This window comes from Microbacterium paulum (assembly GCF_015707995.1).
GTDB lineage: Bacteria > Actinomycetota > Actinomycetes > Actinomycetales > Microbacteriaceae > Microbacterium > Microbacterium paulum.
On the sequence record NZ_JAAGRY010000004.1, the window covers coordinates 35853 to 62359 of the forward strand.

The window sequence follows — 26507 nt, forward strand, 5'->3', positions numbered from 1 at the left end:
GTCAGTCTCCGGGGGCGAGGTAGATGGCGACGGCGCCGGCAGCGGCGTGGCTGGCGACGTTGGCGGCGGAGCGAGACTCGACGTAGACGTCGACGACGACGGTGCCGGTGGTGCCGGTGGTGGGCCGCACCTGGGACACGGTGCCTTGGACGGTGGTGGAGGGGTCAACGGTGGTGATCCCCCCGGTGGCCGCCTGCGTGGCCACCGGGACGATGACCACCTTGTCGCCGGCGACGAGCGTTTGCGCGGGCAGTTGGCTGCTCTTGAGCTCAAGGCCGACGAGCGCTTGGCCCGAGGCGACAGGGAGGCTGGTGGTGAGGTCGTTGGCGGTGAGCATGCCGCCGGCGGCGATGTCGTTGGCGGCGATCTTGCCGAGCACCTCGTCGGCGCGCACGATCGGGATGGCTGCGGTGGTCTGTCCGGCGGCCAGCGCGATCGTCGTCAGGTCGTCGCGCCCGATGGTGTGCCCTCGCTCGATGGCGTGGGCGCTGACGAATACCTGCTGCGTGTTGCTGGCGGTGGTGTAGAGGAATGCGCCGCTGATCGCGCCGAGCAGGATGAGTACGATCGCCGCGGCGAGCCACATGCCCGACCGGCGCGTGCGTACCGGCGTGATCTCGGCCTGGGTGGAGGTGTCCTGCCCGCGGGTGCGGGTCTTGTCCGATTTGGGCTCGGCCGTGGCGGTGCTGGTTGCGGTGCTCACCGTCGTCCTTTCGCAGGTGTCTACCTACAAGGGGTGGGAGCTGCCCGACGGAGTCGACATTCCCGTCGGCCCGCTTTTCGTGACTCCCGCCCCTGAGTCTGTGGGGACACAATAACAGCTTGCGATGCTGGTCGAAGGCTTGACGGTGGCCGATGGTGGTAACAATTCGGAAGACGAGATCAGGCTGTCCCCCAAACGGGGGACAGCCTGATCTCGTCGAGGATGGGGGCCGGTCACTCTCCTGTGAGCGCGTGCGCGACGTTCCGGAGCAGCTGTTGCAGAGCGTCCTGGTCGACCCTCCAGAGGATCCGGTTGTATCCGGAGGCTGTGCCCGCGCGAGAAGGATCGGCCTCAGCAACGAGGATGCCCGCGTCGACGAGGGGCTGAATGTGATGGGTCAACGTGCTGCGGGCGATGCCGAGCTGCTCCATGAGCTGCCCGGCGGTGACGTGGCCATGTTGATACGTAATCCGGACAATGCCGACACGGGATGGCGATAGTCCGATCGTCTTGACCAGGTCGTCGATGAGCTCGGGGGAAGGCTCGGGCATGCACGCCATTGTGCCAGGCGTGATCACCGACCTCCGGGATGTGGCCGTTACAGGTACAGGGATGAGTCGGCGAACTCCGCCGGGGTCGGGTCTGGGAGGTCGGGATACCGCAGCTCGTTGCGGAGGTCGTCGATGGCGGCTTGGTATTCGTCGGCGAACTGTTCTGGTGTCACGCACAGTGGGTGCTGGGTAGCGAAGTCGTGCGCCCGGTCCCATGCGTGGCGGTGGTCGTCTGCGCTCACCTCACAGCCCTTCCTTGGCGGCGCCGGCGATGCGGGCACGGATGCGGTCGGCGCGCTTGCGAAGGCAGGCGACGGTGATGCCGAGGTCGGCGGCGATCGCGGCGTGCTTCTCGTCGCTGAGTGCGGTACGTGAAAGCAGCGCGATCTCCGCGGTGGTGACGAGGTTCGTGTCGAGCGCCCAGGTGAACAGCTCGGCAAGACGCTCTTCAGCGGTCGGCTCCGGCGCCACCCAAGCTCCGGCTTCCGCCTCGAGCACGTCGGTTGCGACGGGCGTGGTGTGGTCGGCGATAATCCGATCGTTGGCGCTCTTCTCGGGCGCGAGGATGCCGAGCATGTTCATGGTCAGGTTCGCCATGACCCGAGCGCGGAGGTGCAGCTTGTAGCGCTGGATGGATTCCCACGCGGCCCCGATCGCGTACCCGACACGATCGTGACGGTCGAAGTCGTCGAGGGAGCGCACCCGGTGTGCCATGCGCTGGGCTGCGGGGATCAGTGCCTGCAGGAGGACCCGTTCGGCGTTGCGGTCTCCGGCGTGGGCGAGGGTGACGAGCTCGTACAGGACACAGTCCTGAGCGGCGTTCCTGCTGCTGCGGATCTTCTCGAGGATGGCTGCCGAGGTGGCAGTTCCGAGAGAGCCGAACTGGTGCTCCTTCTCGGCGATCAGCTTGGTCCATTCAGTGTTCAAGCGGGTCATCAGCGGCGCCGGCCGCGTGCTGGTGATCGACATGGGGACTCCCGGGTTGAGGGTTGTGTTCCCACCCGACGGTCCTCACGCGATGTGTACCCGAGCGTGTATCGGGGACAGCTTCGACGTGCTCGTCTGCAGTTCGGTGATCGCGCGATTCCCCGGAATGACGCGGAATCCGGGCGTGTATCGAAGAGCCGCAAAAGAATCTGGCGAGTTTGTCCACTTCGCGTCGCTGCGCCCACCCCTTGTAGGTGAGGGGGCTGAACCGCTCCCACGGACCACAGGAACGAGGAGAGCGAGATGAGCTCACGTGAGGGCGAGGACGACGCGGTCATCGGCGCTGATCTGTTGGCACAGCTCCAGGAGAACGCGACCGTCCTGGGCGTGTTCGACGAGGGGCAGGACATCGCCCTGGACCTGCACGAGGAGCTCTTCTCCCCCACCACCCGCCAGCGGGCCCTCGCGTTTCTGAACTCCGACCGCTACCAGGACGCGGCCACCAAGTTCCGCCGCCTCAATGGCGGCATCGCCGGGGAGGCATCATGAGATTTCGTAAGACCGCGGCGGCGCCCGCCGCGCCGGACGCCGCCGCGCCGAACCCGCAACCGACTGCGCAGGGAAGCAGTTGGTCGCACGGGCGTTCCTTGGGGCAGAAGGCAGTGACAGGGCTGCTCTACCTGGGGCTCGCCTGCGGGGTGGTGGCACTGGGGATGCAGTTGCTGCTGCCTCCCTCGAAGCCTGCCGTGGCTGTGGCCGCAACGCAGACCGGGCTGACGGTGCAGCAGCAGGAGTCCGGCGCCTACGCGATGTCATTCGTCGGTGCATGGTTGGGGGCCACCCGCCAGCAGCCCGGTGCTCTGCTGGATTACGTCGCCGACTCGGCGACGTCGCTGCTCAGCGAACAGGCATGGGCGTACCGAGACTTGGGCGTCGTCTCGATCGACCCGATCGAGAGCACGGGAACTGTGTCCGTCGTCATCGCCGCGAACGTCGAAGAGTACGACATGACCTCCGACAAGGGCACGAAGATCTGGCCGCGCAGGTATTTCTCGGTGCCGGTGCGCGTGAGCGGCGCCGGCCTTACGGTCCTCGCTCTCCCCACCCCTGTGGCAGCGCCGTCCCGCGACTCGTCGACCGTGCAGCTGTCCTACACGAAGACGGTCTCACCGAATACATCGGCACGGACGACTGTGGAGTCGTTCCTGGGCGCTTACCTCGCGGGCTCCGGTGACATCACCCGGGTGATCTCGCCGGGATCGACCATCACCGCGATCGCCCCGGCGCCGTATCAGCAGCTCAAAGTCACCGATGTGCGCAGCGACCTCACCCCTTCCGACAGTCCCGCCAACGGCGACGTGGTTCACGTGTTCGCCACTGCGGACGTGTCCAGCGCAACCGGTCAGCGGTTGACCACGACCTACGCCCTCACCCTCACCGCGAGAGATGGGCGTTGGGAGACGACCTCGGTCGATCCCGCACCACAGGAGCGCTCAACGCGAGCGACCTCCAAGCCCGCCACACCCGCCCCGACCCCCTCGCACTGAGCGGGCACCTGAAAGGAACAGCACCATGGACTCTCTCTCCTCCTGGCTCATCAGCCTCTTCGGCACGTGGACGACGGTCGCGCAGACGGCGGTCATCTTCCTCGCGATCGTCGTCGTGATCAGCGTTGCGATCGCGACCAATCTCAAGTGGGGCAAGATCATCGTCACCGGTCTCGCGGCCGCGGTGGTCGTGATGCTCGTCAACGGCGGCATCCAGCTCTTCTCCAGTCGGCTCAACACCGAGGTCAACTCCGCCCCGACATCGCACACGGTTCAGCTCACGGCTGACGCCGGTGTATGGGTGCTCCCGGAGCTGACCGCGCCGGCGGTGTGACCATGCCGCAGGAGGAGATCGCCCGCTTCTACACGCGATCCCGCCGATTCCCCAAGATGATCGGCCGGATGAACGACGGCAGCCGCATTCCCGGCGGCCCCTACACCCTCACCCAGGTGGGGGTCGGCGGGGCCGTACTGCTGGTGATGCTGGTCACCCGCGGCCTGCTGTGGAGCACTGGCGAGATCCTCCTCGACCTCCTCATGACGGCAGGTATCGGGTTCGCCGCGACCTGGCTCGTGGGGCGGATACCGATGACGCGACGCAACCTGCTGTTCGCGTTCCTCGACAGCACGGCAGCCGTCTTCAAGCCGTTCGGGGGGAAGTACCAGGGGCAGGCTATCCGACTCGCCCCACCGCACGCCGCCGGTGGCGGCATGCAGGTGCTCTCCCCCCGGACGGATCGAACCAGCCCCCCGGTCACCGCTCCATCCCCGACACCGAAGGCGAACCCGGCACCTGCCCCAGACCCTCGGCGCACACGCCGCGATCCAGTTCCCGCCGCGGCCGAGGTCACGCAGCACCGTCCCGAGACCGGGGTGGAGCGGCTGCTCGCTCAGATCAACTCGACCACCAACTAGGAGACCGTGATGCAGATCCCCACCGCCGCGTTCGCCGGACACCTCACCTGGACTCGCACCGGGACAATCTGGGCGACCTGGCGCCTTCAGGGACTCCCGCACGGCCTTGGCACCGACGAGATGCTGCAGCTGGTCCTCTCCCAGCATCAGGCACTGTTCCAGTCACTGCGCGGCGAGGCGCTCCTGCTGGGCTACTGCGCTGCCACGGATCCCGTGGACATCGTCGACAAGATGCTCGCCGGCGTCGACATCCGCGACACACCCGCGTGGGCTGAGGAGTGCGCTCTCACGCTTGACTCGCTGGAGGAGATCCCGCTCGGGGAGCGGGTCTACTGGCTGTCGATCCCTCTCGCTGCCGGGAACTGGCGCACCCGCTTACGAGCGGCGTGGCGCGCTGGCTCCGACCAGTTCCGTGAGCAACTGGCGCTGCCTCGCCGCGTCCCCACCAAAGGTGAGGTCTCGGCGGCGATGGCCGCGGCGACCCAGCTCGAGCACCGCATCCCCGCCGGCTTCCAGGCCCGCCCCGCCACCGTCGCCGAGCAGGTCTGGATCGCGATGCGCTCGCAGCACCGCGGACTGGTCGCCGACGGTGCTGCACCCGACGAGGTCGCTGGAATCGACGAAGTGCCTGCGACCCAGCTGCCGACGGCCATGCCGCGGCCATGGCTGGATGAGGGAGGTCAGTCCGACCTCTCCCCCAGTGAGCTCAAGAGGTTCCTCCCGTTCAACAGGCGCTACCTCAAGGTGCAGAGCCCCCACTCCGAGCTACCCAGCTACCAGGTGATGCAGGCCGTAGTCGCCGGCCCCAAGGGTGGGTGGCTGATGCCCGGCGTGGAATGGATCAGCAGGGTCGAGCAGTACGAGATCGACGTCGATTGGGCAATCCGCCTGACGGTGTCCCCCGCCGAGGCTGTCAAGCGTCGCAACAAGCGTGCGGAGGAGCAGCTCATCGACCAGGTGCAGCAGCAGTCCGGCACCAACGCCATCACCGGCAGCGGTTCAGACCTCGTCGAGATTGGGGAGACGCTGGCGGCCTACCACGCGTCGTTGAACGTCTCCGACAAGGAAGTCGAGGTCGAGGCCACCGTGATCTTCGCGGTCGGCGGGGAAACGGCCGACATCGCCCAGGCGCGGGCCCGTTACCTGGCAGCGGACTTCAAGGCCAGCGACTTCCTCCTCGAGACGCCGCTCGGAGGGCAGGAGGAACTGTGGTGGGCGATGCAGCCGGGAACTCCCACCTCGAGGATCGTCCGCGACCTCGCGCAGATCACGACCGGGAGGGAATTCGCCTCCGGTCTCCCGATCGTCAGCTGCTCCCTCGGCGATGACCGGGGCATCCGCCTCGGGGACAACATCACCACCGGACGTCACACGCCGATCCTGATCGATCTGCACGGCAACATCCGCGCGGACTCTTCAGGATCCTTCGGGGTCGTCGCCGAGCTCGGCGCCGGGAAAAGCGTCCTGCTGAAGGCGATCGCTGGGGATGTCCTGGATCGTGGCGGCCGCATCGTCGCCATCGACCGCACGGACTCGCGCGAGTACGCCACGTTCGCCCAGTCGCTGACGGGCAAGCAGGTGCGCGTCGTGGACATCCTCGAACCGGAGTGGTCGCTGGACCCCATCCGCGTCCTCGGCCCCGAGAGGGGCTCTCGCATGGTGCAGTCCCTGTTCGCACTCATGCTGAACGTCGACCCGGTCGAGCCGCGCGGTGTCGAGCTGTCCCGCCTGTTGGAAGCCGAGTACATGGCCAAGAACGGGATCAGGAGCCTCGGCTCGCTGATGACACATCTCGCCGAGCTCACCGACAACACAATCGCCACCGAGCTGCTCCACCTTATCCGCGTCGTGGCGACCAAGGACTTCGGAGCGGTCCTGTTCGACGAGACCATCCCCGCGCTGGATCTGAGCGCGGACGCCATCGTGTTCACCACCCGCGGACTGCCGCTGCCGGATCGCGGTGAGGTCGAGAAGGAGCACCTGTTCAAGCAGCTGCCGCTGGAGAAGAAGTTCGGCCGGGCCATGTACGCGGTGCTCACGCAGCTGACCCGGGAGGCGTGCTTCATGGACATCTACCAACTTGCCCTGGCGGTGTTCGACGAGGCACACCACATCACCGCAAGCCGCGACGGTGAGGCGGAGCTGCAGACATTCTTCCGCGACGGCCGCAAGCACGGCGCGGCCGCCGCGGTGGGCTCCCACGACCCGGCCGACTTCGGCGACGAGGTGACCCGCGGTCTGATCAAGATCCGATTCGTGATGCGCCAGACCGACGAGAACCTCGCACGGCGCGCCCTGGAATGGCTCGGCCTGCCGGTCACAGTCGACACGATCCGTGAGGTGACGAAGAACCTCAGCCCGATGGGGGCGGGCCGTGAAGTCGCGCCGGAGCGTCGCGGTGAAGGGATCATGCGGGACATCCGCGGCCGGTACGGCAAGTTCCGCAAGACCCTGCCTGCTCGTCCAGAGCGTCGCAAGGCGGTCATGTCCACCCCCTCGGCCCCGGTGGAGTCCCGGTGATCTCCTTCTACGCCTCCTCGTTCCACACGCTGTCGTCGTGGGCGCTGCGCGCACGCGTATGGGCGCACCTGAACCCTCGGAAGACCAAGGTGCTGGTGACGGTGATGCTGGTGATCTACTTCACCAGCATCACAGCGCAAGCAGCGCACGCCTCCTGGCTCCTCCCGGAAGGCACCGAGTTCACCGACAGTCATGGCGTCCCCATCGAACGGTTCGCGGCGATCAACGTCAACGCCGGCGACATCTGGACGCCGGCGAAGGTGATCGCCAACTTCATCGTGCAGCTGGTCTGGGTCATCCAGTACTACGTCGCCACAGCGATCATCTGGCTGTTCAGCTTCATGCTGTCCTTCGAGTGGGTGTCCTGGCTGGCGACACCGTTCAACGCTCTCGCCTCCTGGATGCAAGGCGAGCTGTCCGGCATCGGCTGGATCCCGTTCGCACTGACCATCGCCGCGCTGGTGGGCGGTGCGGCCATCCTGTTCGGGAAGACCTCCGCAGGCATCTGGGAGATCGTCGTCGCCCTCGTGATGTCCGTCCTCGCCGTGGGCATCCTCGCCAACCCCGTCGCGACGCTGACGGCAACCGGAGGGATGCTCGACAAGGCGCAGGAGTGGGGCGGATCGCTGGCCGGGGCCATCGTCGTCGACGACACGCAAACCTCCACCGACGTTGACACGATGTCTGCAGCCGTGACCTCACAGCTCGTGGACGTCTTCATCCGCGTCCCGCACCAGGTGATCTCCTACGGCATGGTGCTCCCCGACAACTGCCAGGAGCCCTATACGCAGGCGATGAGCGTCTCCGACCCGGTCACCGGGATCTTCTCCGGCACATACGCAACGCTCTCCAACTGCCTGCCCGACTTCGCGAAGTCCGTCTCGGACAACCCCGGCGGGCTGAACATCATGTTCGCCTTCATCAACGCCGGCGGCGTTTTCACCCTCCTGATCTTCGCCCTGGCAATCACCGCGCTGCTGATGGTGTCGGTGTTCTTCTTCCTGGTCGCCGCAGTGAAGTCGATGTTCCTCGTCTACCTCGCGATCCTCCCGGTCAACCGCGAGCCCCTGTGGCGCTCGATCAGCGACTCCATCATGGGGCTCATCAGCCTGATCGTGATGACCTGCCTGCTGTCGCTGTACCTCAAGCTGACCACCTGGATCATGACCGCCAGCGGCGGGATCCCCCACAACTTCCGCATGCTCCTGCTATCGATCCTGCTGACCATCATGGTCGTGCTGATCTGGCGCGCGCGGAAAGCGACGCTCAAGGCCGGCCGGATGGCCGCCGGGCCGCTGAGTCGTCTCGGCCTCGGCATGAAGAGCGCACCCAAGGACTCCAACGCCCTCCTGAAGATGGGCGCGGTCACCAGCATGGCGAAGAACGCCTACGACCTCTTCCACAAGGACGGGAAGAAGACCCCCGCCGTGCAAGGTCCCGCCCCGGATCTGCCCGAGCCGGACCCGATGGTGCTTCGGCAAGTTCGCGACCCGCAGCGCGCGGCAACATCGCGCTCCGCACTCACGACCGGCAGTGGGTCCTCGACCGGGTCGAGCGCGGCTCCCACCGGCGGCCCCGGACCGCGTCCTCACGGGGGCTCCGCAGCGAAGAAGGCGATCGGAGCGGGCCGAGTCACCGTCAACGTCGCCAAGGGCGCCGCCAGCGGCGGCGTCGCCGGCGCGGCCGCCGCAGCGGGTGTTGAGGTGGCCAAGGGCGTCACCGGGAAGGCGGCCCGGGCCGGCGCCGATCTGGGCGAGCTGAAAGTGATGAGGGTTCAGGAGTCTCCGAGCCGGATCGAGGTCGACAAGAACGGCGTCGCAACTGCCCGCCGGCGCCCCGCCACGCCGGTGCATGACGTGTCCTCGATGCCGCCCCGCCCGGCTGCCGTGTCCCCGCGCGCTGAGGCGCGACGTCGCGAGCTCGAAGCGTTCCGACCGAAGGAACTGGCGTCGCGATGAAGAAGCTCGCACTTATCGCCGGTGCGCTCGTCGTTGTCCTCGTTCTGGGGTTCGGCGGGTTTGTCGTTGTCGCGATGGGTGCGCTGTCCTCCTCGGCTGCGGCCTCCGGCAGCGGGTCGGGCGGGTGCGTCCCGGCGGCGATCTCCTCCACCAGGCCGACCACATCCGCGACGAGAGCTTCGGCACCGCCGCCTCCACCCGCGAAGGGCGCCGCGGCCGCGACTTCGTCGACGACGTCGACGAAGTCGGCGCCGGACTCGCTGGAGATCTCGCGCGGCGACGGCACCGTGACGCTGAACAGCAAGCAGCTGGCGATCGCCACGGCGATCATCACCGTTGGCCGGCAGCTCGGCATCTCCGATAAGGGCGTGAAGGTCGCGTTGATGACGGCCTTGCAGGAGTCGGTGCTGCGCATGTACGCCAACAGCACCGTCCCCGAGTCGCTCAACTACGACCACGACGCGGTGGGCAGCGACCACGACAGCGTCAATCCCTTCCAGCAGCGCGCCGGCTGGGGCTCGGTCAAGGAGCGGATGAACCTCGACTACTCGATCAAAGCGTTCTACGGCGGTGCCGATGGCCCGAACCATGGCTCTCCGCGCGGCCTGCGCGACATCGACGGCTGGGAGAGCATGACCCCAGGCGTCGCCGCGCAGACCGTTCAGGTCAGCGCCTACCCCGACGCGTACGACAAGTGGGAAGCCGGCGCAGAGCAGCTGATCAGCACCCTCGGCAATGGGATCTCCGCCGGGTGCGGCTCGGGAACGATCAGCGGCCAGATGGCGCTCCCTCTCGATCAGCCCTACCAGATGACCAGCGGTTACGGACCCCGTGACATCGACGTCGAGGGGGCCTCGACCTGGCATGTGGCGATCGACCTGCAGAACTGGCCAGGCAACTGCGGCGCCCCCGTGTACGCGATTCTTCCTGGCACGGTCACGCTCAGCAGCCCCCTCTGGCTCTCGATCAAGCACGCCGACGGCTTCGTCGTGTCCTACCTCCACATGTACATGTCCGACCGGCGCGTCAACGTCGGCGACCAGGTGGTCGCGGGGCAGCAGATCGGGAAAACCGGGAACGTGCCTCCCAGTGGTGGCTGCCACCTCGATCTGCGGATCAACGTGGCCGAGAACACCAACGCGCAGGTCGCGCAGCTCACCCTCTCGCAGAACGAGACGCGGATGGCGGGGGCGACCCGCCCCGAGCATCAGAACTTCGTCGACCCAGAGCAATTTATGCGCCTGTGGGGTGTCGAGGTATGCCCGGACGACTGGTGCAAGCGGCTATGAGCGGCAACGGGTTTGTCGACTCTCCGACTCAGACCAGACCCCTTATGGAGTGAACGCGCATGCGCACAGCAAGGAGCACCACATGAACACCGACGACGACCGCACAATGCTGATCCTCACCCTCCCGATCCTCCTGCTCTTGATCGGTCCGGGGATCCTCGCCTCGTTCCTTCCCGACGTGCGCGGGGCGCTGCTGCAGGCTCGCCTGCTCGTCGACGAGAACGTGCTGATCCCGATCGCTGACGGGATCGGTCTGGATCTCGCACGTGTCATGATCCTGGCGGGCTTGCTGGTGGGGGTACTCACTCTTGGCGCGTGGGCGATCAAGCGACACCACGCCGCACGCGATGAGAAGGCGGGATCCCGCTGATGTCGTCCCGGGCCGCGGCAGCCGCGCTCCCCCGCATCAACCCACCGATCCTGGCGGTCGGGTCGCTCCTGGCCGCCGCGCTCGTGATCGTCGGTGTCGGCGCAATCCTCGAGGTGGCCGCCGGCCTCGTCGTGCTCGCGGCCACGGCAATGGTGCTGATAGCCGCGGCCGTCATCACGACCCATGTTCGGTCCTCGCGCCGTCAGGAGGCGATGGATCTGTGCATCCTGCGGATCTATGGCGCCCTGGGATGGCCTGTGCCGGCACGAGAGCATCTGGTGGCGTCTCGGTGGCGTGGAGGTTGGTTCGGGCGCCCGACGCGCGTGCTGGTGCGCTACAACCCCGTCTCCGACGAGTCGTTCCCCGAGATCCTCGGGGAGACCAAGCGAGTCATGGAGCGGGCGTTCGACACCCGATACAAGCTCGGCAAGCACAAGCCCCGCAAGGGGTGGTTCCTGCTGACCGTGAACCTGGCGGTCGAGGACACCAGCAAAGACGCCCAGATCGAACGGGTCAACACGGTGATCGCGAAGACCTTCAGTGGAGATGCGAAGGCGAGCGCGAAGTTCGTCGAGGAGAAGCTGCGCGAGATCACCGTCCGCTACGAGGTGACCCCCCGGCTCTCCTCCAACGCGCTGCGCGCGCGCATCGAGTCGCAGATCTCCGCGGTGCTCGACGGTCGGTGGCGGGCGTTCTGGGACCTGCAGCATGACACCGTCCGCTTCGAAGTGCGCCCCAACCTGTCAGGGGTCATCTTCAACCCCAACATCGCGCCGACCACGGTCGACCCTCTCGCGACCTACGACGACCTCAAGGTGCCATTCGCTGTCGACGAAGACGGCAACACCATCTACTGGCGACCCAAGCGCGACCCGCACGGACTGATCACCGGCAAGACCGGTGCTGGCAAGACCGTCGCGATGCTCGGCATCATCCAGTACCTCGCGGCACAGGGCTGGGAGATCTGGGGAATCGACGGCAAGCGCATCGAACTGCTCGGCCTGCGCTCATGGCCGAACGTGCGCCTGATCGCTGGTCGCATCGACCACCAGGCGCGAGTCGCCCACGAGGTGTTCCGCATCATGCAGCAGCGCTTCGAGGACTACGAGAGCGGCCGCGTTCGCCTCGAGGACTTCACACCGGTGCTGTTCCCCATCGACGAGTTCAAGACGTTCAAGAACGCCGCCACTCGCTGGTATCGCACCGTCAAGCCCAAGGGCCCGGGCACGCAGCCTCCTGTGCTCGAGGAGATCAGCGACTTCATGTCCCTGGCCCGCAAGGTGCGTATGCACGCTCTCGTTGGCCTGCAGCGGCCCGACACAGAGTTCCTCACCGGCGACATGCGCGACAACTTCGGGTTCCGCGCCTCGTTCGGGCGCCTCTCCCCCGACGGCGCCCAGATGATGTGGAACTCGTACTCCATCGGCGTCACCGTGCCCGTCAACGCCAAGGGCCGCGGCATCGCCTACGACGACCACGGCGTGCCCGTCGAGATCCAGGCGTACTGGACTCCGGACCCCTACCAGACCGAAGCAGACCACCCCGAGAACTGGGTGTTCCCCGACGACATGAAACTCGTCGAGCAGATCACTCCCAAGCACACCATCCACCAGCTGATGGCCGTCGTTGACCCCGAAGACCAACCCGACCTCGATGGAACCGGCGCCGAGGGGAACCCTGACTACAACGACTACATGGCAGCGAGGATCGTCGAGGCCGGCCGAGCGGCCGAGCTGCAACGGAAAGCCGCCGGCATCTTCACCGGTCTCGACGACGACGACGCCGGCAAGCGCGTCGCCGAGCTCGAGCGCATCCAGCGCGAAGAGGCCGAGCCCGAGCTCGACGACACCGAGGAGCTGTTCCAGGGCTATGCGCAACCCGACGAGCTCGTCGTGGAAGAAGTACTCGACGATGAAGGGGGCCTCGCCCGGCAAGGCCTCCTCGCCCTCGTCGACCCCGACACCAACACCTGGGGCCTCGTCGAGTCCGCCGAGTACGACGAACTCGACGAGGGATACATCGCCTTCACCTACCGCGACTACGAGACCGGAGAACCCGGCACCCTCGCCCTCCCCACCGACGGCACCATCACCGTCCGCGCACCAGAAACGGCGTGACTGACCGATGTCCAGTCTTCGAGTGGGACGACACGCTAGTCCCAAATGTCTAGGCGTAGTGCTACCGCTACCGCTACGCTGGCGGCATGGCCGAGGCTCAAGCCCGCAGGAAGCGGGGCACAATGATCGACCCTGTTCCCGTCGGGTACAAGATCGAGCGCTCACGCCGTTCCCGCGTCGAACAGCTTGCCAAGAACGCAGGCGTGTCTGGCGCAGTCATGCTCGAGTTCATCATCGACCAGATCCAGGTCACCGATCAGGATCTCCCTGTCGGTTGGCCAGAGAACAGTCGCGACGAGGAGTTGCCTATCGAGATGGCCTAAAAGCAAGGTCCCCCCGCCGAAGCGAGGGGACCTGGTGTCAGTGGTTTCGAACTGAAGTGTTTGGCGACGCGCAGTTCGAACTAGTTCCTTCAAGATCCGCGACTTGCAGGTCGCATCTCTTGTCGTATGCGCCGGGAGGCAACCCGGGCCTTTGTTGCGCCCTCAACCAGCAGGAGGAGGTGACCCCATCGTAACTGCTACAGCTACCGTTTTCCAGCATCCGCGGCCGAAATCTGCAAGCAGTTTGCAAGAAAAATGCAAGCAGATTTCGCCTGAGAGCTCGTCTCTTGCTGGGGTGGCCCCTCAGCCCGTTTCATCTAGCGCGCCTGATGGGCTCTGCACCTGCCTGAGCAGACCCGCACGGAATCGCTCTAGCGCAGCTCCCCTGCCGTCGCCGTGCGTCGCTGGTGTGCACAGGTGGCGGCGTCCTCTGGCCTCGACCACGCCGGCCACAGGGCGTGGGTCGGGTTCGTCGGATGCTCCCTCGTCCCGGTCCTGGTCTTTGCCCGTCGCAGACGGCGCCTACAGCCGAATCGTGGCTTGGCATTCGGCGACGTCGTGGCTGGCGCTGGTCCGCCGGATACTCTCATCGACGCGTGGAGAGCAGCTTCGGGGGCGAGTGAAGATCTCGGCCGACACAGTCCTCCGCGTCGCGCAGATGGACGCGCAGTGCGCCGACCGACTCACTGGCAGAGGCGTCACCACCTCGCACGCGTCTGTCGCCCACCAGCTAGGCATGTCGGACCGCACCGTTGGAGCAGCTCGCCGGCTGCTCGAGAAGCTCGGGCTCGCCGTCACCGTCGTGATGGGCAGGCACCTCTCCCCCGCCGAGCGCCGGCAGGCGAAGCGTTCCCACGGCGGTTACCAGGAAGCGGCAGCCTCCGTGCGTGCCATGACCATCCCCGAATCCGCGCGACCTGTGGAGAGTTTCCACCTACCGCGTAGCGGTTCAGTTCTTGAGGAACCTCACGATCAAAGGTGGTCACCAACGCGCGCCGGAGCGCACGGGACGGCCGCTCCGCGGCCGAAGCTGAGACGAAAGAGTCAATCTCGCCCCCAGTCCCCCAGATCGCCCCGCCCAATCGCACTGCAGGAGTTCGCCTGGAGGATCGCTCGCAACTACGGCCTGCACTCCCCCGGCCCCGCAACGACACCAGGAGCGCTCTTCGGCGGCCGGCACATCGGCCACCTGTGCAACATCCTCGAGCGCTACCACGTCACCCCTGACCGCTACACCCTCGAGACGCTGCGCGCCGAGCTCGACGAGGCGCTGAGCGCGGCCCGGATCCGGCCACTCGAGAACGCAGACAAGCACGACCGGCTCGCGCACTTCGCCTGGATGCTCGGGAAGCTCCAGGCGGCCACGAAGGGACAGACCCGCAGGGAGAAGCAGCTCCAAGACCACGAGAACCGGGTCAGGGCTCGGGCCGCGGCCGCGGAACAAGCACGGGCCCGTGCCGAAGAGGAAGCAGCAGTACTCGAGGAAGCCGAGACGGCGCGCGCAGCGTTCTTCGCCGAGCACCACCGCTCAGCACCCCGCCGGTCGAGCACGTCCCAGGCGGCTCGCGCCGCTGCCACCAAGGCGCTCGTGACCGCGCTCGTGGGATCGATCCCCCTCCACCAGCACACCAGAGCTCTTCAGCAGCTGGTGGGCGACATCACGCTCCTCGAGAGAGCTCTCGTCGACGCCGACTGGACTCCCGCGCACGATCAGGTCGAACGCCGGGCGTGCTGGGAGCACGATGGCCAGTCGATCACGATCGAACTGTACGGCGAGCAGGCGAAGGTCATTACGACACCTCTCGCGATTCCCGAACCTGTCGCGGAGCTCCTCCTCCTTATCCAAATCCGCTAATAACGTGATTAGCGGGAAGAACGGAAGACACGGTAATGCCGTGTATTGCGGGAAGAACGGAATACACGTTATATTCGTTAAGCACGTTGATACGTGTATTGCCGGAAACGACGGTAATCCCGTCATTAACACTGGAGGATGAGAGTGGCTGCTCAAGGACATCTGATCGACCACGCAGTGCTCAGCAGAGTCATCGCAGTCGAGAGCCTCAAGGGTGGCGTCGGTAAGACGACGCTCGTCGCAAACGTCGGCGGCTACTTCGCTCTCAACGACAGGCGCGTGCTTCTCGTCGACCTGGACCCGCAGGGAAACCTCGAGGACGACCTCGGCTACTCCGGGGATGAACGCAACGACGAGGGGGAGTCGCTCGCCAAGGCGCTCATGTTCAGTGGGACCGTCGACGCGATCACCGAAGTGAGGCCGAACCTCGATGTGTGGGCCGGCGGGGGAGCATTACACAACGTGACCGCCGCGCTCAGCGCGGAGATGGGCCGCAACCCCGCGGCCGCGAAGCTCGCGCTGGCGCGCATTCTCGCTCCCGTCGCCGACGACTACGACTACATCTTCCTCGACTGCCCCCCTGGCGATGGGGTTCTGCAGCTGGCCGCACTGTCGGCCGCGCGCTGGGTCCTGGTGCCGAGCAAGACCGATATGTCCAGCATCAAGGGCGTCGCGAAGGTCGCCGAGCGCATCGACCAGGTCCTCGACGTGAACCGGGGCATCGACCTCCTCGGCGTCGTCCTCACCGACGTCGGAACCGCCACCGCACGAAAGGACGGCACCGTAGTCGTCCGCAACGCGGAGAAGGACGCCCGTCACGCTCTCGACGAGATGTTCGGCGTCGGAGACGAAGACGGTATCGGCCGAGACATCGTCTTCCAGCGGACAGTCCGCCACAGCGAGGCCGTCGCCAGCCAGGCCCGCAACGCGGGCCTCCTGGCCTACGAGCTCGACGACCGCGCCAAGGAGGAGACCAAGGCCGGCATCGCCTGGTGGAAGATCCGCAGCGGCGAGCTCAAGAACAAGCAGCTCACGAGCTCGACCGCCGGATCCGTCGCCGACGATCTGCACGCGATCGCCCTCGAAATCAACGCCCGCCTCGTCGAAGCCGAAGCAACGCAGCTGGAAGGAGCACACGCATGAGCGACGACAGCCGACGCACCATCCCCGGGCTCGCCCCCCGGAAGGTGAGCCCGAAGACCATGATCGCCCGCAACCGCCCCGCGCCGCCTATCGGGGCCGCCCCCGCGGAAGGCATCGAGGGGGCACCCACCGCCTCTGAGCGCCCCACGGTCGCACCGGAAGCACCTCGGCGTGCCACGGCGCCCAGGAAGCCCGCCACAGCCCTCAAGAGCGAGCAGGGGCGTGTCAACACGTACATCGACGCCGACACTCGCTCCCGCGTCGTCGCGACGTACAAGGCGACCGCGCACCTCGAGGGAGACGAGTCCTTCAGCGCGTTCGTCGAGACCGCGCTGCTGAACGAGACCATCCGCCGCGAGCAGCTGCACAACGACGGAGAACCGTTCGCCGCCAGCGGCAAACTGCAGCGCGGTCGCCCCATGCGCGGCTGAGTACACGCACCAGCGAGCGTGTATCCGTGGGGGATACCCTCGCAGCATGTGCGGCCGATACGCCCTGAGCTCAACGACCAACGAGCTGATCACAGCCTTCGTCGCCGCCGGCGGCCGCGCGGCAGACTGGCGCCCCACCTACTCGATCGCCCCGACAACGTCGGCGCCGATCGTGCGGACCGGCACGGACCAGGACCGCGACCCACGTGAGCTCACGCTGGCGCGATGGGACTGGCCCAAGCCCCCGAACAGACCGGCCGGTGGACCGATCATCAACGCGCGCATCGAGAAGCTCACGAGCCGCTTCTGGGTCGGTGCGTTCTCGCGGAGCCGATGCCTCGTGCCGATGTCTCCCGGGTACATCGAGTGGACGGGGCCCGCCGGCGACAAGCAGCCTCACCTGATCTCCGGCGACGGCCTGTTGGCCGCGGCCGGGCTCACGTGGACGACGGAGATCTCCGGTGCCCGCGCGCGTGTGTTCGTCGTCGTCACCCGAGAAGCGCGCGACGCCTCCGGAGAAGTCCACGACCGGATGCCGGCGTTCGTCACACCAGACCTCTGGGATGCCTGGCTCGACCCGACCCCGCTCACCGTCGACGGCGATGCACGCGCCTCCGCCGGCAACCGGGAAGAACTGCTCGAGCTGCTCGATCACAGCTCGCAGGCCGTCGCCCGTACGATGCGAACCCGCCTGGTGAACCGCAGCCTGAACAACAGCCGCACCGTCGACAAGCATGACGCGCGGATCCTCGATCCGATCACCGAGCCCACCGCGAAACCTGCTTGAAAAATGCAAGCAGCTCCCGCCCCCGGATCGCGCACGGCTTGTGCGCGGAACGTGTACCGGGGGAGAGGGCCTGTTGGTCTGAGCCTCCGCATCTCTCTCGCGCCATAGCGCGGATCGAAGCTGCGGCTCAGCCTAACACGGGCGGCGAAACCTGCATGCAAAATACACGCAATTTGCAAGCACGTTTCTGTCCGATGACAACGCATCTGTAGTTTCTGCCATCGATTCTGTGGTTGTGACAACCGACCTGTAGTTTCTGCCAATCCATCTGTAGTTTCTGCGGGCCCGTCGTCTGTCTGCGGGCGTGTCTCGTCGCCTGCGTGCCTGGTCGGTCGTACTCTGGCGGCGTCAGAGGACTCTCCAACTGAACAATCTCGTCGAGATCGGAGAGCAGATGTCGTTGAAGCGCTGGGAACCCGCGGCTACGGTGAACGCGCCGCACGCTCAGATTGAGTACGTGCTTCGGGGCGTGGATCATCGCCGGGATTCTGTTGACGTGGTCGATGTGCAGTTCGAGGCCGTCGACAAGGTCCGGACCCCGAAGTCGTGGAAGCACAAGAAGAACTACATGGGCCAGTACTGGGCCGCCACGACCGGCGGGCATGTCTGGTTCGAGTCCTTGTATGAACGGGTCGCCCTCATGCAGATGGACCGTGACCCTGCTGTCGCTGCGATCGCGTCTCAGCCGATGTGGATTGACTGGGCGGGAACGCCTCGACGCCACGCGCCCGACTTCTTCGTCCGCTTCCGCAATGGATCGGCGGCGGTGATCGATGTGAAGCCTCTGCTGCGCATCAAGCCGGATGACGTCGAAGCATTCGATTGGACTTCGGCCCTGTGTGGCGAGCTGGGGTGGGACTACTTCGTTGTGCACGACATCAGTGAGAGCGAGGGCCGCAATCTTCGCTTCCTGTCCGGCTACCGGTATGACCGGTGGCGCGATTCGGCGAGTTTGGATGTGATGCGTGCCCACTCCGGTGAGTCCGCGCGGTTGTCGGAGTGGGCGAGCCTGCTGGAGGGTGTAGCGCCTCAGCCGCTGGGTGCGGTCTACTCGGCGTTGTGGTGGCGGGATCTGATCTTCGACTCGTCGCGGCGTTTGTCGTTAACGACGGTCGCGAAGGCGGCGTGATCGTGCGGGTCGGCATCGGTGTGACGCTGACCTGGGATGAGGAGCGGTTCGTGATCATCGCGGCTGACTACCGGCATGTCACTCTCCGCTCTCTGGAGGGTGACTTCACGCGGATGGTCGATGCCGATGAGCTGGTCAGGTTGCCGAATGTCACCTGGCATGCGGACCGCACGGATTCGGCGACAGGCTCCGCGGCCCGCGTCCTGGACGGACTCGACGATCACGAGAGACGCATTGTCGATGCGTGGGCTGAGCAGTTGGCTGTGGTCAAGGCCGCGGTCGACGATGGACAACCGGCGAAGGTGTTCTTCGAGGACGTGCGCACGGCGATGTCGAAACTGACCTCCGTGACCTCGCTGGAGACGGTCCGCCGTAAGTTCCACCGTTACTGCGCGGAAGGGGTCCTCGGTTTGGTGGACGCGCGGCACCTCAACCGAGGCAAGCGAGACATCGACTCTCGCATCGGCATGGCGCTGAGCGAACTCGGCGAGAACGGGACGACGCGATCGTCGGGCACGACGAGCCGGACGCTCGACCGACTGCGTTGGATGCTGGAGGAGGACCACGGCGATGCCATCGACATTCCCAGTCAGCGCACGCTGTACCGGATGGTCGCGGCCCATCCCACGGCCCGAAAGCTGAACGGCTCAGCGAAGTCACGTCAGTCGTCCGCCAACAAGCCCGGTAGGGCGTTCGGTGTGCACGGTTCGCTGCGACCGGGGGAGCACGTGCAGATCGATTCCACGGTGATCGACGTGCCATCGCGGCTGCTGGACGGTCGGCTGAACCGTGCGGAGCTGACGGTCATCCACGACGTCTCGTGCCGCTCCATCCTCGCGGGAGTCGTGCGGGCAGTCGCAACGAACTCCGCAGATCTCGCGGGCGTGCTCGCGCGGGCGTTGACTCCCTACGAGTTGCGGCCGCCCGGTGCCCGGGAGCAGCGGGAGCGGGTTGCGGCGACCTGGACTGGGCGGTTCATGATCGACCAGGAGCGACTGGACCACCACCGGCTCGCGCAGCCGTACATTTTCCCCGAGACGATCACGACTGACAATGGCAAGATCTACCGTTCCGAGGCATTCCGCCGGGGCTGTGAGCGAGCCGGGATCTCGCTCATCCATGCGGCGCACGAGACTGGCACCGACAAACCGCATGTCGAGAGCGGCTTCGACGCGATCAAAGATGGCTTCGTGCAGTACTTGGAGGGCTTCACCGGTGGCAGCGTCGAGCGTCGCGGCAGAGACGAACCGACCGATAAGGCACTCGCTCTCGACCAGCTGCAGGAGTTGCTCGAGGACTGGATCGCGATCGAGTGGCAGAACCGACCGCACGCTGGTCTGTCCGATCCGATGCTGCCGGGTCGGGCGCTCACACCGAACGAGATGTTCCGCGCCTACCGGCGGATCGCACCCGAGCTCCATGTCCCGTTCGGGCTGGACGAGTTCATCGGGTTCCTTCCTGCCAAGCGCTGCACGCTGCAGGACTACGGCATCAACCATGCGCGGCGCGTGTACCGCTCGAACCGCCTCACCGAGCTCCGTGCTGCTGGAGCGGGCGGAGAGGGCGCCACCCGACCTTGCGTGGTCCGCTTCGACCCGCACAATCCACTGTTCGTGTGGGTGGAGCACGGTGACGAGTTCGTGCCCTTCCGGTGTGTTGGCGATCTCCTCGACGAGCCGATGGGCGGCGAGATCTGGCAAGCGGCCCACGCTGTTGACACGGCCGCGGACACGGCGACCCGTGAAGAGGCCGCATACCTTGCAGACCGGATGAAGCGCGCCCAGTGGGTGAGACCTGGCAAAGAGCGCAATCGCGCGGTCCGCGCGGCCGAGGTCGACCGCGATCCCATGCACATGACAGGTGTCTCGAAGACGATCGCCCGGGAGACGCCAACGACCGAGCCTGACGGAGACGAGGTCATCTGGGAACGCGGCGGCGGCTTCTCGCTGCTCACTGATGACGACGGAGTGTGGGAGCGGCTGACATGACGCAGGCCATCAGTACGCGGGAGGGTTGGTCCGCGTTCGTCAGCGAAAGCTTGGATAGGCCGCTTCCGATCACGCGCGCCGAGCTGGATGCGATGTCGCCGGGCGACCGTGCGATGAACCGTGAAGCGCGCAAGCAGTTCATGATTCGCGGCCCGGTGGTCAACACGGCACAGTTCGCGGCGATCGAGACGGAGATCCTGCGACGGTTGATGCTCAATCAGTACAAGTCGCACGGCAAGCTCGGCGTGATCGTGTCGGGGGAGCCGAACATCGGCAAGACCACCACTGTCTCGCACATTGCTCGCAGGTTCGAACGCCGCCGACGCGACATCGGACGGGCCAGCGGCGGCAACTCGATCCCGGTGATCTACGTGTCAGTGCCACCGTCGTGCACCCCGAAACTGATGCTCGGAGAGTTCGCCCACTTCCTCGGCCTCCCGGTCCGCGCGCACTACAACACGGGAGAGCTTATGAACACCGTCGCCAGCGTGATCGCAGCCTGCGGGACCGAGCTGATCATCGTCGATGAGATCCACAACATCAACCAGAAGTACAAGCAGATGGGCGAAGCGTCCGACACACTCAAACAACTGTCAGAGAAGTGCCCCGGCACGTTCGTCTACGCCGGAGTCGACGTCGAAGCCAGCGGGCTGCTCGACGGCACCCGCGGACGGCAGATCAGCAGCCGATTCGACATCCTGAACCTGCACAAGTTCGAGAACACCGGCAGAGGCGAGGCGGGATGGGCCGATCTCCTCGTCGCGGTCGAGAGCTCCCTCGGACTCATCGACCAGCATCCCGAGGCGATTCTGCGCCACGTGAGCCATCTCCACGCCGCGACGGGTGGCGTGATCGGAGACCTCACTGGGATGGTGCACATGCTCGCGATGGAGGCCATCGATAATGGCACCGAACGCCTCGACTTGGACACCGTCTTCGGCACTGTTCCGGTTGCCGCCCCTGACATGGTGCCCGTGGCGACGTGAAGACGCCGACGCCGGCGGGGAACGTGCGCCGGCTACCAGTGATGGTGCAGCCACTCGCCGCCGAGACGATCACGGGATTCCTCGGCAGGCTCGCCACCGCGAACGCGCTCACTCCCCGCGATCTTCGGCTCCACGTCACGGACCTCGCTGGAATGTCGCCCTCGCATCCCAACCTCGAGCGCGCTGCAACGTGGGCGGAACGGCTCGGCGGTCTCAAACCCGGGCACTTCGCGGACGATGCCCGCAGGAACGCGATGTACGTCCGCTGCCAGCACTACGCCTGGCAACCCACGCTCTGCAGGCGATGCGGGTATAACCAGGCGGCGCGAACTGCCTGCCTGCGGTGCGCGAGAGGTGAGCAGTCGTCGGTGTGCAGCAGGGGTGGCGCGGTCTGCAACCGCCATCAGCGCTGGCACATCGGTGGCGCCGATATCGACCTCACACCGTTCCAGGAGTACGCCCAGGCTGAGCGTTGCCTGTCCGGCACGCTTTGGAAGCGCGGCATCGGACTCACTACCGGCGAGCTGCAACTGGCCGCTTCTCTCATTCGGTACTGGTCGATCGAGGAGCGCGCAGAGGGGAGAATCGCCGATCGAATGGCAACGATCGGGATCGACTCGCTCGATGCCGACAGCGTGTTCCTCGTGGCCTACCCCGAGATCGTGCGCTTGACCACGATCCTCACGGACCTGTCCTTCGCGAGCTATTTGCTGAGCCCTCGATTCAGCCTTGCGGAGCAGGTGTGGGCTCTTGAGGCCGCGGTTGTCACCGTCATGAACGGCTGCGCGACTCCACGGCTTCATCAGGTCGCGGAACGGATCGTGGCGCGAGGGAAGATGGCTGTGGAGACCGCGTTCGGCATGCGCCAGAACGCGAGCAACAACCGCCCCGCGACCCTCGAGAAGTCACTCGTCGCATCGTCCCAGCGCCACCGAAGCTGCCTACTCAGACACCTAAGCACCGTCAGGATTCAGATCCTCCCCTACGAGCCCGGAGTCGCCGCGCCGCGGAACCGCGTCCTGGTGCGCCGGCATCCTCTGCCGGATGTCGTCGAGGTATAGGTGACGCGTAGGCAAGTCGTGGACGGCCAGCGGCGCCCACGCCAAGCGATGGTTGAATTGCCGAATGGTTCAGCAGACGCCGACGACTCGCCTTCGGAAGCTTGCGCCGGGGGACCGGGTGGCGGTGCTGTCGCCGTCCTTCGCGGCGCCCGGCTTCGCTCCGGCCGTGCATGAGCAGGCCATGCGGAGGATTCAGACTGATCTGGGCCTCATCCCGGTCGAGTTCCCGACGACACGTGAGTTAGGGGCATCGCCCGAGGCTCGAGCTGCCGACCTCAACGCCGCGTTCGCAGATCGGACCATCAGCGCGATCTTTGCGAGCGTCGGCGGTGACGACCAGATCACCGTGATCCCTCACCTCGATCCGGGGGTGGTGATCGAGAACCCGAAGCCGTTCTTCGGCTACAGCGACAATACGAACATCCTCAACTGGTTGTGGCAGCTGGGTGTTCCGGGGTTCTACGGCGGGTCCACCCAGGTCCATCTCGGTCCCGGGCCGGGCATCGACCCAGTCCATTCGGCAAGCCTGCGCGCCGCGCTCTTCGACGGCCGGGAGGTCGAGATCACCGAGCCGGGGGAATCGGAGGACTTCGGACCCGACTGGCTCTCGCCGGCAGCTCTCCTGGAGTTCGGTCGGCGCGAGCCCACGGCGCCGTGGGTCTGGGCTGGCCCGCACCGTGTGGTCGAGGGAAGAACCTGGGGCGGATGCTTCGAGGTCGTGGATCAAATCACGGTCGCAGGGAGGGTGCCCTCGCTGGACGCGCTTCGCGGTGGGGTTCTGATCCTCGAGTCCAGCGAGGAAGTTCCGCCCGCGGTTCTGATCGGGCGCTGGCTGCGTGCCCTAGGCGAGCGTGGTGTGCTGGGCGCCGTCGATGCGGTGGTCGTTGCCCGACCGCCGGTGAGCTCGCACGAGTTGGTTCCCGACGATGCAACCCGTGACCGTCTGCGTCGGGAGCAACGAGAGGTGGTCATCGCCGAGGTCGGCCGATACAACCCTGAGGCGGTGGTGTGCGTGGGGCCACCGTTCGGTCACACCCGACCCCAATGGATCATCCCGTACGGCGGTCTGATGCGACTCGACTCGACGGCACGGACAGTCACGGCGGTGTACTGAGGCATGGCGAGGGAAGAAGCGCCGACTCGACGTTACGTCGTCGCCGCGATGTTCAGCGAGATGACCGTTGGCGCTGAGATCGACCGCAAGCAATGGCCGGCGCATGTCACAGTCGTGTCGAACTTCACCACTGACGTGCCTGTCGAAACGCTCGCGGCTGGAATGCGCCGCGTTCTCGCCGTAGAACGGCCCCTACCGTTCGAGTTCGGTGACAGCGCGCTGTTCGGTCCGAATCGAGATATTCCAGTCAGGTTGGTGCGATCGGAGTCGATGGCGAAGCTGCACGACGAGTTGGTCACCGAACTGACTTCGGTTGGAGTCGTGGCTGACGAGCCCGCGTACTGGCTCACGGGCTACCGACCTCATGTGACTCTCGCGCCATCGGTTGGGGCGGACCTCACCCCGCTCCGATACTTTCGTAGCATCGTGATCGCTCGCTTGGATGGCGGGCGCGCAACTGTTGTAGACATCGTGAAGATTCTCGCCGACGCCCCGGCGCCGACGGATGTCGATGTGCGCCGCGCGACCCTCGGTGATGCTGCCGGCCTGGCGCAGCTCAAGGTCGAGTGGGCCAACCTCGATCAATCGCCGAGCAGCCTGGCGATGGATGAGTTCGGAACCGCCCTCGCGAACTGGATCCGCCGTCAGGGTGATTCCCTGGTGGTGGAAGTCGCCGTCGCTGACGAGCGTGTCGTCGGAATGGCGTGGATGGTGCTTTTCGAGCGAGTGCCCGACTTTTCCGATCGCCAAAGGCTGACGGCCGACATCCAGAGCGTCTACGTCAGTCCTGCCCATCGGGGTCGGGGCGTCGGACGTCGCCTCGTGGATGCGCTTTGCGCCGCCGCGGACACGCGAGGGGTGGCGAGGACGCTTGTGGCGGCCAGCGCTCGATCTCTATCTCTGTACAACCGTTCGGGCTTCGAAGAGTCGCCGCTCTTGCTCCAGCGGCGATCGGATCGCGCATAGCTCAGAGCACGCCGATCGGAGACTTAACTGTGCTCAACCGTCCTGAAGTCGTCTGCATCTGTGGCTCGGCGCGGTTCGTCGCGGAAATGCGCAAGGCGAACGGTGAGCTGACACTTAGCGGCATCATCGTCCTCGCGCCGGGTGAGATGAACGGAACCGTTGGCGACGATCAGAAGGCAGTGCTCGACGCGCTCCACCTACGCAAGATCGACCTGTCTGATCGCGTGCTCGTGGTCAATCCCGGCGGCTACATCGGCGAATCCACGAGCAGGGAGATCGACTACGCTCGCGCCACCGGAAAGCCGGTCTCGTTCACCGATTCCGCCTGGCGGTGGCAGGATGGCGGGATGAACGAGCAGATCATCGAGGCAGGTGCGCGCCTTGTCGGAATGCCTGTCCCAGCACTTGAGTTCGCGGCGACGACTGGCGGCACTGTCGACCTTGGTCGGGACGAGATCGGCGACTTCGTGCTGTTCATCTACCCACGCACGGGCCGTCCCGATCAGTTGGAGCCTGATGACTGGGCACTCATTCCGGGTGCGAAGGGGTGCACGGCAGAGTCGTGTGAGTTTCGTGACCTCGCCGCCGAGTTCTCCCGAGTTGGCCTGTCGATCTACGGGTTGTCGACGCAAGACACTGTGTATCAGCAGGAGGCCGTTGAGCGCTTACACCTGCCCTACCCTTTGCTGTCCGATCCGAACGTGCAACTCGGGCGAGCGCTTGGGATCGAGACGTTCAAGTATTCCGGCACGGAACTCTACAAGCGATGCACCCTCGTCGTGCGCGACCGGGTCATCGTCATGGCGCAACTCGAGATCGCCGATGCGGCGTCGCACCCCCGCGAACTCCTCGCGGCTCTCAGCACGCCTACCGGGCACCCGCATCGGAGTGCCTAGAGGCAAGCGCATCGGCGCCATAGGGGACACAACTGCGGCGAACTACAGGTGACCTGGCAAACCGCTGCCGACCGAACGGGCTTCGCCGCAATCGCACCCGCGACTTCGTCGGGCTTACGACCTCAACATCGCTGGCAGAAACTACAGATGCGGTGTCATCGGACAGTTTCGCGCCCCGTGGTGCTGACTCAGTGGCCGACTCCGCTACGCGCGGGCACCCGTCGGAGCCCGCGCGTAGCGGTCGAAATGTCGTCATCCTTGACCGGGGTCGACGTCGTCAACGACAAGGGCCTCGTCGACGTTCGCGATCGTGGGGATGCCGTTCCTGAGGTACTCGATGAAGATGAGCTCACCCGCGGGGTGCTTGTCGATGATCTGGCACGGGTAGATCTCTCCGTCGGGGGAGAGATACTGCAGGGGGTGGTGGTCTGCTCGCGCCGGCGGCAAGACGATGACCGTTCCCCCGGCGGGGGGGATCACGTTGGCTCTGCCATTGCCGTCGACGACGAGGGTGTAACCGCCGACGATCGCGCGCGAGTAGTTGCCGCCTCCCTCAGGAGACACGTCACCGTGTCTCACATAGTCGCTGTGGAGGTAGCGAATGGGGCGGCCTTGACCCTTCACCCAGGGGCCGACGGGGCTGGGCTGCCCCACCAGGTAGGCGAACTCGGCGGACGGCCGCACGGAGAAGGTGATCAGTCCGGCCTCGTCGCGCGTGTGACCGGTGATGTCGAACGCGGAGACGACCTCGTCGCCGACGACGCCGACGATGGTGTCGCCGTACTCCTCGACCGCATCATCGGTGATCGCTGTCCAGTTGCCACGGGTGGCGTCCTCAAGGGTGAGCTCGCCGTTGAGGACTCGGCGGTGGGATCTCCTGATGTTGACGATGATCATGCTCGTCGCACCTTCTCTCGGTAGTGAGTTCTTG

At 66.0% G+C, this 26507-nt stretch carries 26 protein-coding genes; 21 read left to right on the forward strand and 5 right to left on the reverse strand.

The annotated features are described in order from the left end of the window. Nucleotide 1: 1 nt before the first annotated feature. The 4 genes from G3N18_RS02025 to G3N18_RS02040 all read right to left on the reverse strand — a co-directional run bounded on the left by G3N18_RS02025 (nt 2) and on the right by G3N18_RS02040 (nt 2190). Nucleotides 2-703 (reverse strand): SAF domain-containing protein, encoded by a 702-nt coding sequence (locus tag G3N18_RS02025; RefSeq protein WP_196382654.1) that lies wholly within the window; start codon nt 701-703, stop codon nt 2-4. Between the two features lie 233 nt (nt 704-936). After that, nucleotides 937-1254 (reverse strand): winged helix-turn-helix domain-containing protein, encoded by a 318-nt coding sequence (locus G3N18_RS02030; RefSeq protein ID WP_196382655.1) that lies wholly within the window; start codon nt 1252-1254, stop codon nt 937-939. Between the two features lie 47 nt (nt 1255-1301). Next, nucleotides 1302-1496: a hypothetical protein gene (locus G3N18_RS02035; RefSeq protein WP_196382656.1), complete on the reverse strand. Its 195-nt coding sequence runs from the start codon at nt 1494-1496 to the stop codon at nt 1302-1304. A 1-nt stretch (nt 1497) separates the two neighbouring features. After that, a complete protein-coding gene (locus G3N18_RS02040) occupies nt 1498-2190 on the reverse strand; it encodes a hypothetical protein (protein WP_230403754.1) in 693 nt (230 codons plus the stop codon). A gap of 294 nt (nt 2191-2484) precedes the next feature. Between G3N18_RS02040 and G3N18_RS02045 the strand changes: the two genes are divergently transcribed. From G3N18_RS02045 to G3N18_RS16425, 21 genes are all read left to right on the forward strand, one after another. Then, a complete protein-coding gene (locus G3N18_RS02045; RefSeq protein ID WP_196382658.1) occupies nt 2485-2730 on the forward strand; it encodes a hypothetical protein in 246 nt (81 codons plus the stop codon). Between the two features lie 113 nt (nt 2731-2843). Further along, on the forward strand, nt 2844-3728 hold the full coding sequence (locus G3N18_RS02050; RefSeq protein ID WP_196382659.1) for a conjugal transfer protein: 885 nt from the start codon (nt 2844-2846) through the stop codon (nt 3726-3728). A 25-nt stretch (nt 3729-3753) separates the two neighbouring features. Continuing rightward, a complete protein-coding gene (locus G3N18_RS02055; protein ID WP_196382660.1) occupies nt 3754-4062 on the forward strand; it encodes a hypothetical protein in 309 nt (102 codons plus the stop codon). A gap of 2 nt (nt 4063-4064) precedes the next feature. Then, nucleotides 4065-4643: a hypothetical protein gene (locus G3N18_RS02060; RefSeq protein WP_196382661.1), complete on the forward strand. Its 579-nt coding sequence runs from the start codon at nt 4065-4067 to the stop codon at nt 4641-4643. Between the two features lie 9 nt (nt 4644-4652). Beyond that, complete coding sequence (locus G3N18_RS02065) at nt 4653-7163, forward strand: ATP-binding protein (RefSeq protein WP_230403756.1); 2511 nt, start codon at nt 4653-4655, stop codon at nt 7161-7163. An 89-nt stretch (nt 7164-7252) separates the two neighbouring features. Next, entirely contained in the window at nt 7253-9121 is a 1869-nt protein-coding gene (locus G3N18_RS02070; protein WP_196382662.1) for a hypothetical protein, read from the forward strand. Next, a complete protein-coding gene (locus tag G3N18_RS02075; protein WP_196382663.1) occupies nt 9118-10410 on the forward strand; it encodes a M23 family metallopeptidase in 1293 nt (430 codons plus the stop codon). The genes G3N18_RS02070 and G3N18_RS02075 overlap by 4 nt, the downstream gene beginning before the upstream one ends. 82 nt (nt 10411-10492) lie before the next feature. Continuing rightward, a complete protein-coding gene (locus tag G3N18_RS02080; RefSeq protein WP_196382664.1) occupies nt 10493-10780 on the forward strand; it encodes a hypothetical protein in 288 nt (95 codons plus the stop codon). Then, nucleotides 10780-12897: an FtsK/SpoIIIE domain-containing protein gene (locus tag G3N18_RS02085; protein ID WP_196382665.1), complete on the forward strand. Its 2118-nt coding sequence runs from the start codon at nt 10780-10782 to the stop codon at nt 12895-12897. Before G3N18_RS02080 ends, G3N18_RS02085 begins: the two co-directional genes overlap by 1 nt. Nucleotides 12898-12983: 86 nt before the next feature. Beyond that, nucleotides 12984-13220, forward strand: coding sequence for a hypothetical protein (locus tag G3N18_RS02090; protein ID WP_196382666.1), 237 nt, complete (start codon nt 12984-12986; stop codon nt 13218-13220). Between the two features lie 736 nt (nt 13221-13956). Next, a complete protein-coding gene (locus tag G3N18_RS02095; protein ID WP_196382667.1) occupies nt 13957-15075 on the forward strand; it encodes a hypothetical protein in 1119 nt (372 codons plus the stop codon). A 144-nt stretch (nt 15076-15219) separates the two neighbouring features. After that, on the forward strand, nt 15220-16218 hold the full coding sequence (locus G3N18_RS02100; RefSeq protein ID WP_206692884.1) for an AAA family ATPase: 999 nt from the start codon (nt 15220-15222) through the stop codon (nt 16216-16218). Continuing rightward, nucleotides 16215-16649: a ParB family protein gene (locus tag G3N18_RS02105; protein ID WP_196382669.1), complete on the forward strand. Its 435-nt coding sequence runs from the start codon at nt 16215-16217 to the stop codon at nt 16647-16649. The genes G3N18_RS02100 and G3N18_RS02105 overlap by 4 nt, the downstream gene beginning before the upstream one ends. A 46-nt stretch (nt 16650-16695) precedes the next feature. Continuing rightward, the gene (locus G3N18_RS02110; RefSeq protein ID WP_196382670.1) at nt 16696-17436 is read left to right on the forward strand and encodes an SOS response-associated peptidase; all 741 of its coding nucleotides are present in this window, start codon (nt 16696-16698) and stop codon (nt 17434-17436) included. A 394-nt stretch (nt 17437-17830) separates the two neighbouring features. Continuing rightward, nucleotides 17831-18565, forward strand: a complete 735-nt coding sequence (locus tag G3N18_RS02115; RefSeq protein ID WP_196382671.1) for a TnsA-like heteromeric transposase endonuclease subunit — start codon at nt 17831-17833, stop codon at nt 18563-18565. Beyond that, a complete protein-coding gene (locus tag G3N18_RS16420) occupies nt 18496-20553 on the forward strand; it encodes a Mu transposase C-terminal domain-containing protein (RefSeq protein WP_196382672.1) in 2058 nt (685 codons plus the stop codon). Before G3N18_RS02115 ends, G3N18_RS16420 begins: the two co-directional genes overlap by 70 nt. Further along, nucleotides 20550-21539: a TniB family NTP-binding protein gene (locus G3N18_RS02125; RefSeq protein WP_196382673.1), complete on the forward strand. Its 990-nt coding sequence runs from the start codon at nt 20550-20552 to the stop codon at nt 21537-21539. The genes G3N18_RS16420 and G3N18_RS02125 overlap by 4 nt, the downstream gene beginning before the upstream one ends. Further along, nucleotides 21536-22600: a hypothetical protein gene (locus G3N18_RS02130; protein WP_196382674.1), complete on the forward strand. Its 1065-nt coding sequence runs from the start codon at nt 21536-21538 to the stop codon at nt 22598-22600. The genes G3N18_RS02125 and G3N18_RS02130 overlap by 4 nt, the downstream gene beginning before the upstream one ends. Before the next feature lie 64 nt (nt 22601-22664). Continuing rightward, on the forward strand, nt 22665-23714 hold the full coding sequence (locus G3N18_RS02135) for a S66 family peptidase (protein WP_196382675.1): 1050 nt from the start codon (nt 22665-22667) through the stop codon (nt 23712-23714). Between the two features lie 3 nt (nt 23715-23717). Next, nucleotides 23718-24680, forward strand: a complete 963-nt coding sequence (locus G3N18_RS02140; protein WP_196382676.1) for a GNAT family N-acetyltransferase — start codon at nt 23718-23720, stop codon at nt 24678-24680. 29 nt (nt 24681-24709) lie between these two features. Beyond that, nucleotides 24710-25576, forward strand: a complete 867-nt coding sequence (locus G3N18_RS16425; protein WP_196382677.1) for a redoxin family protein — start codon at nt 24710-24712, stop codon at nt 25574-25576. 252 nt (nt 25577-25828) lie between these two features. Here the strand turns inward: G3N18_RS16425 and G3N18_RS02150 are convergent, their stop codons facing one another. Beyond that, nucleotides 25829-26473: a hypothetical protein gene (locus G3N18_RS02150; protein WP_196382678.1), complete on the reverse strand. Its 645-nt coding sequence runs from the start codon at nt 26471-26473 to the stop codon at nt 25829-25831. Nucleotides 26474-26507: the final 34 nt, after the last annotated feature.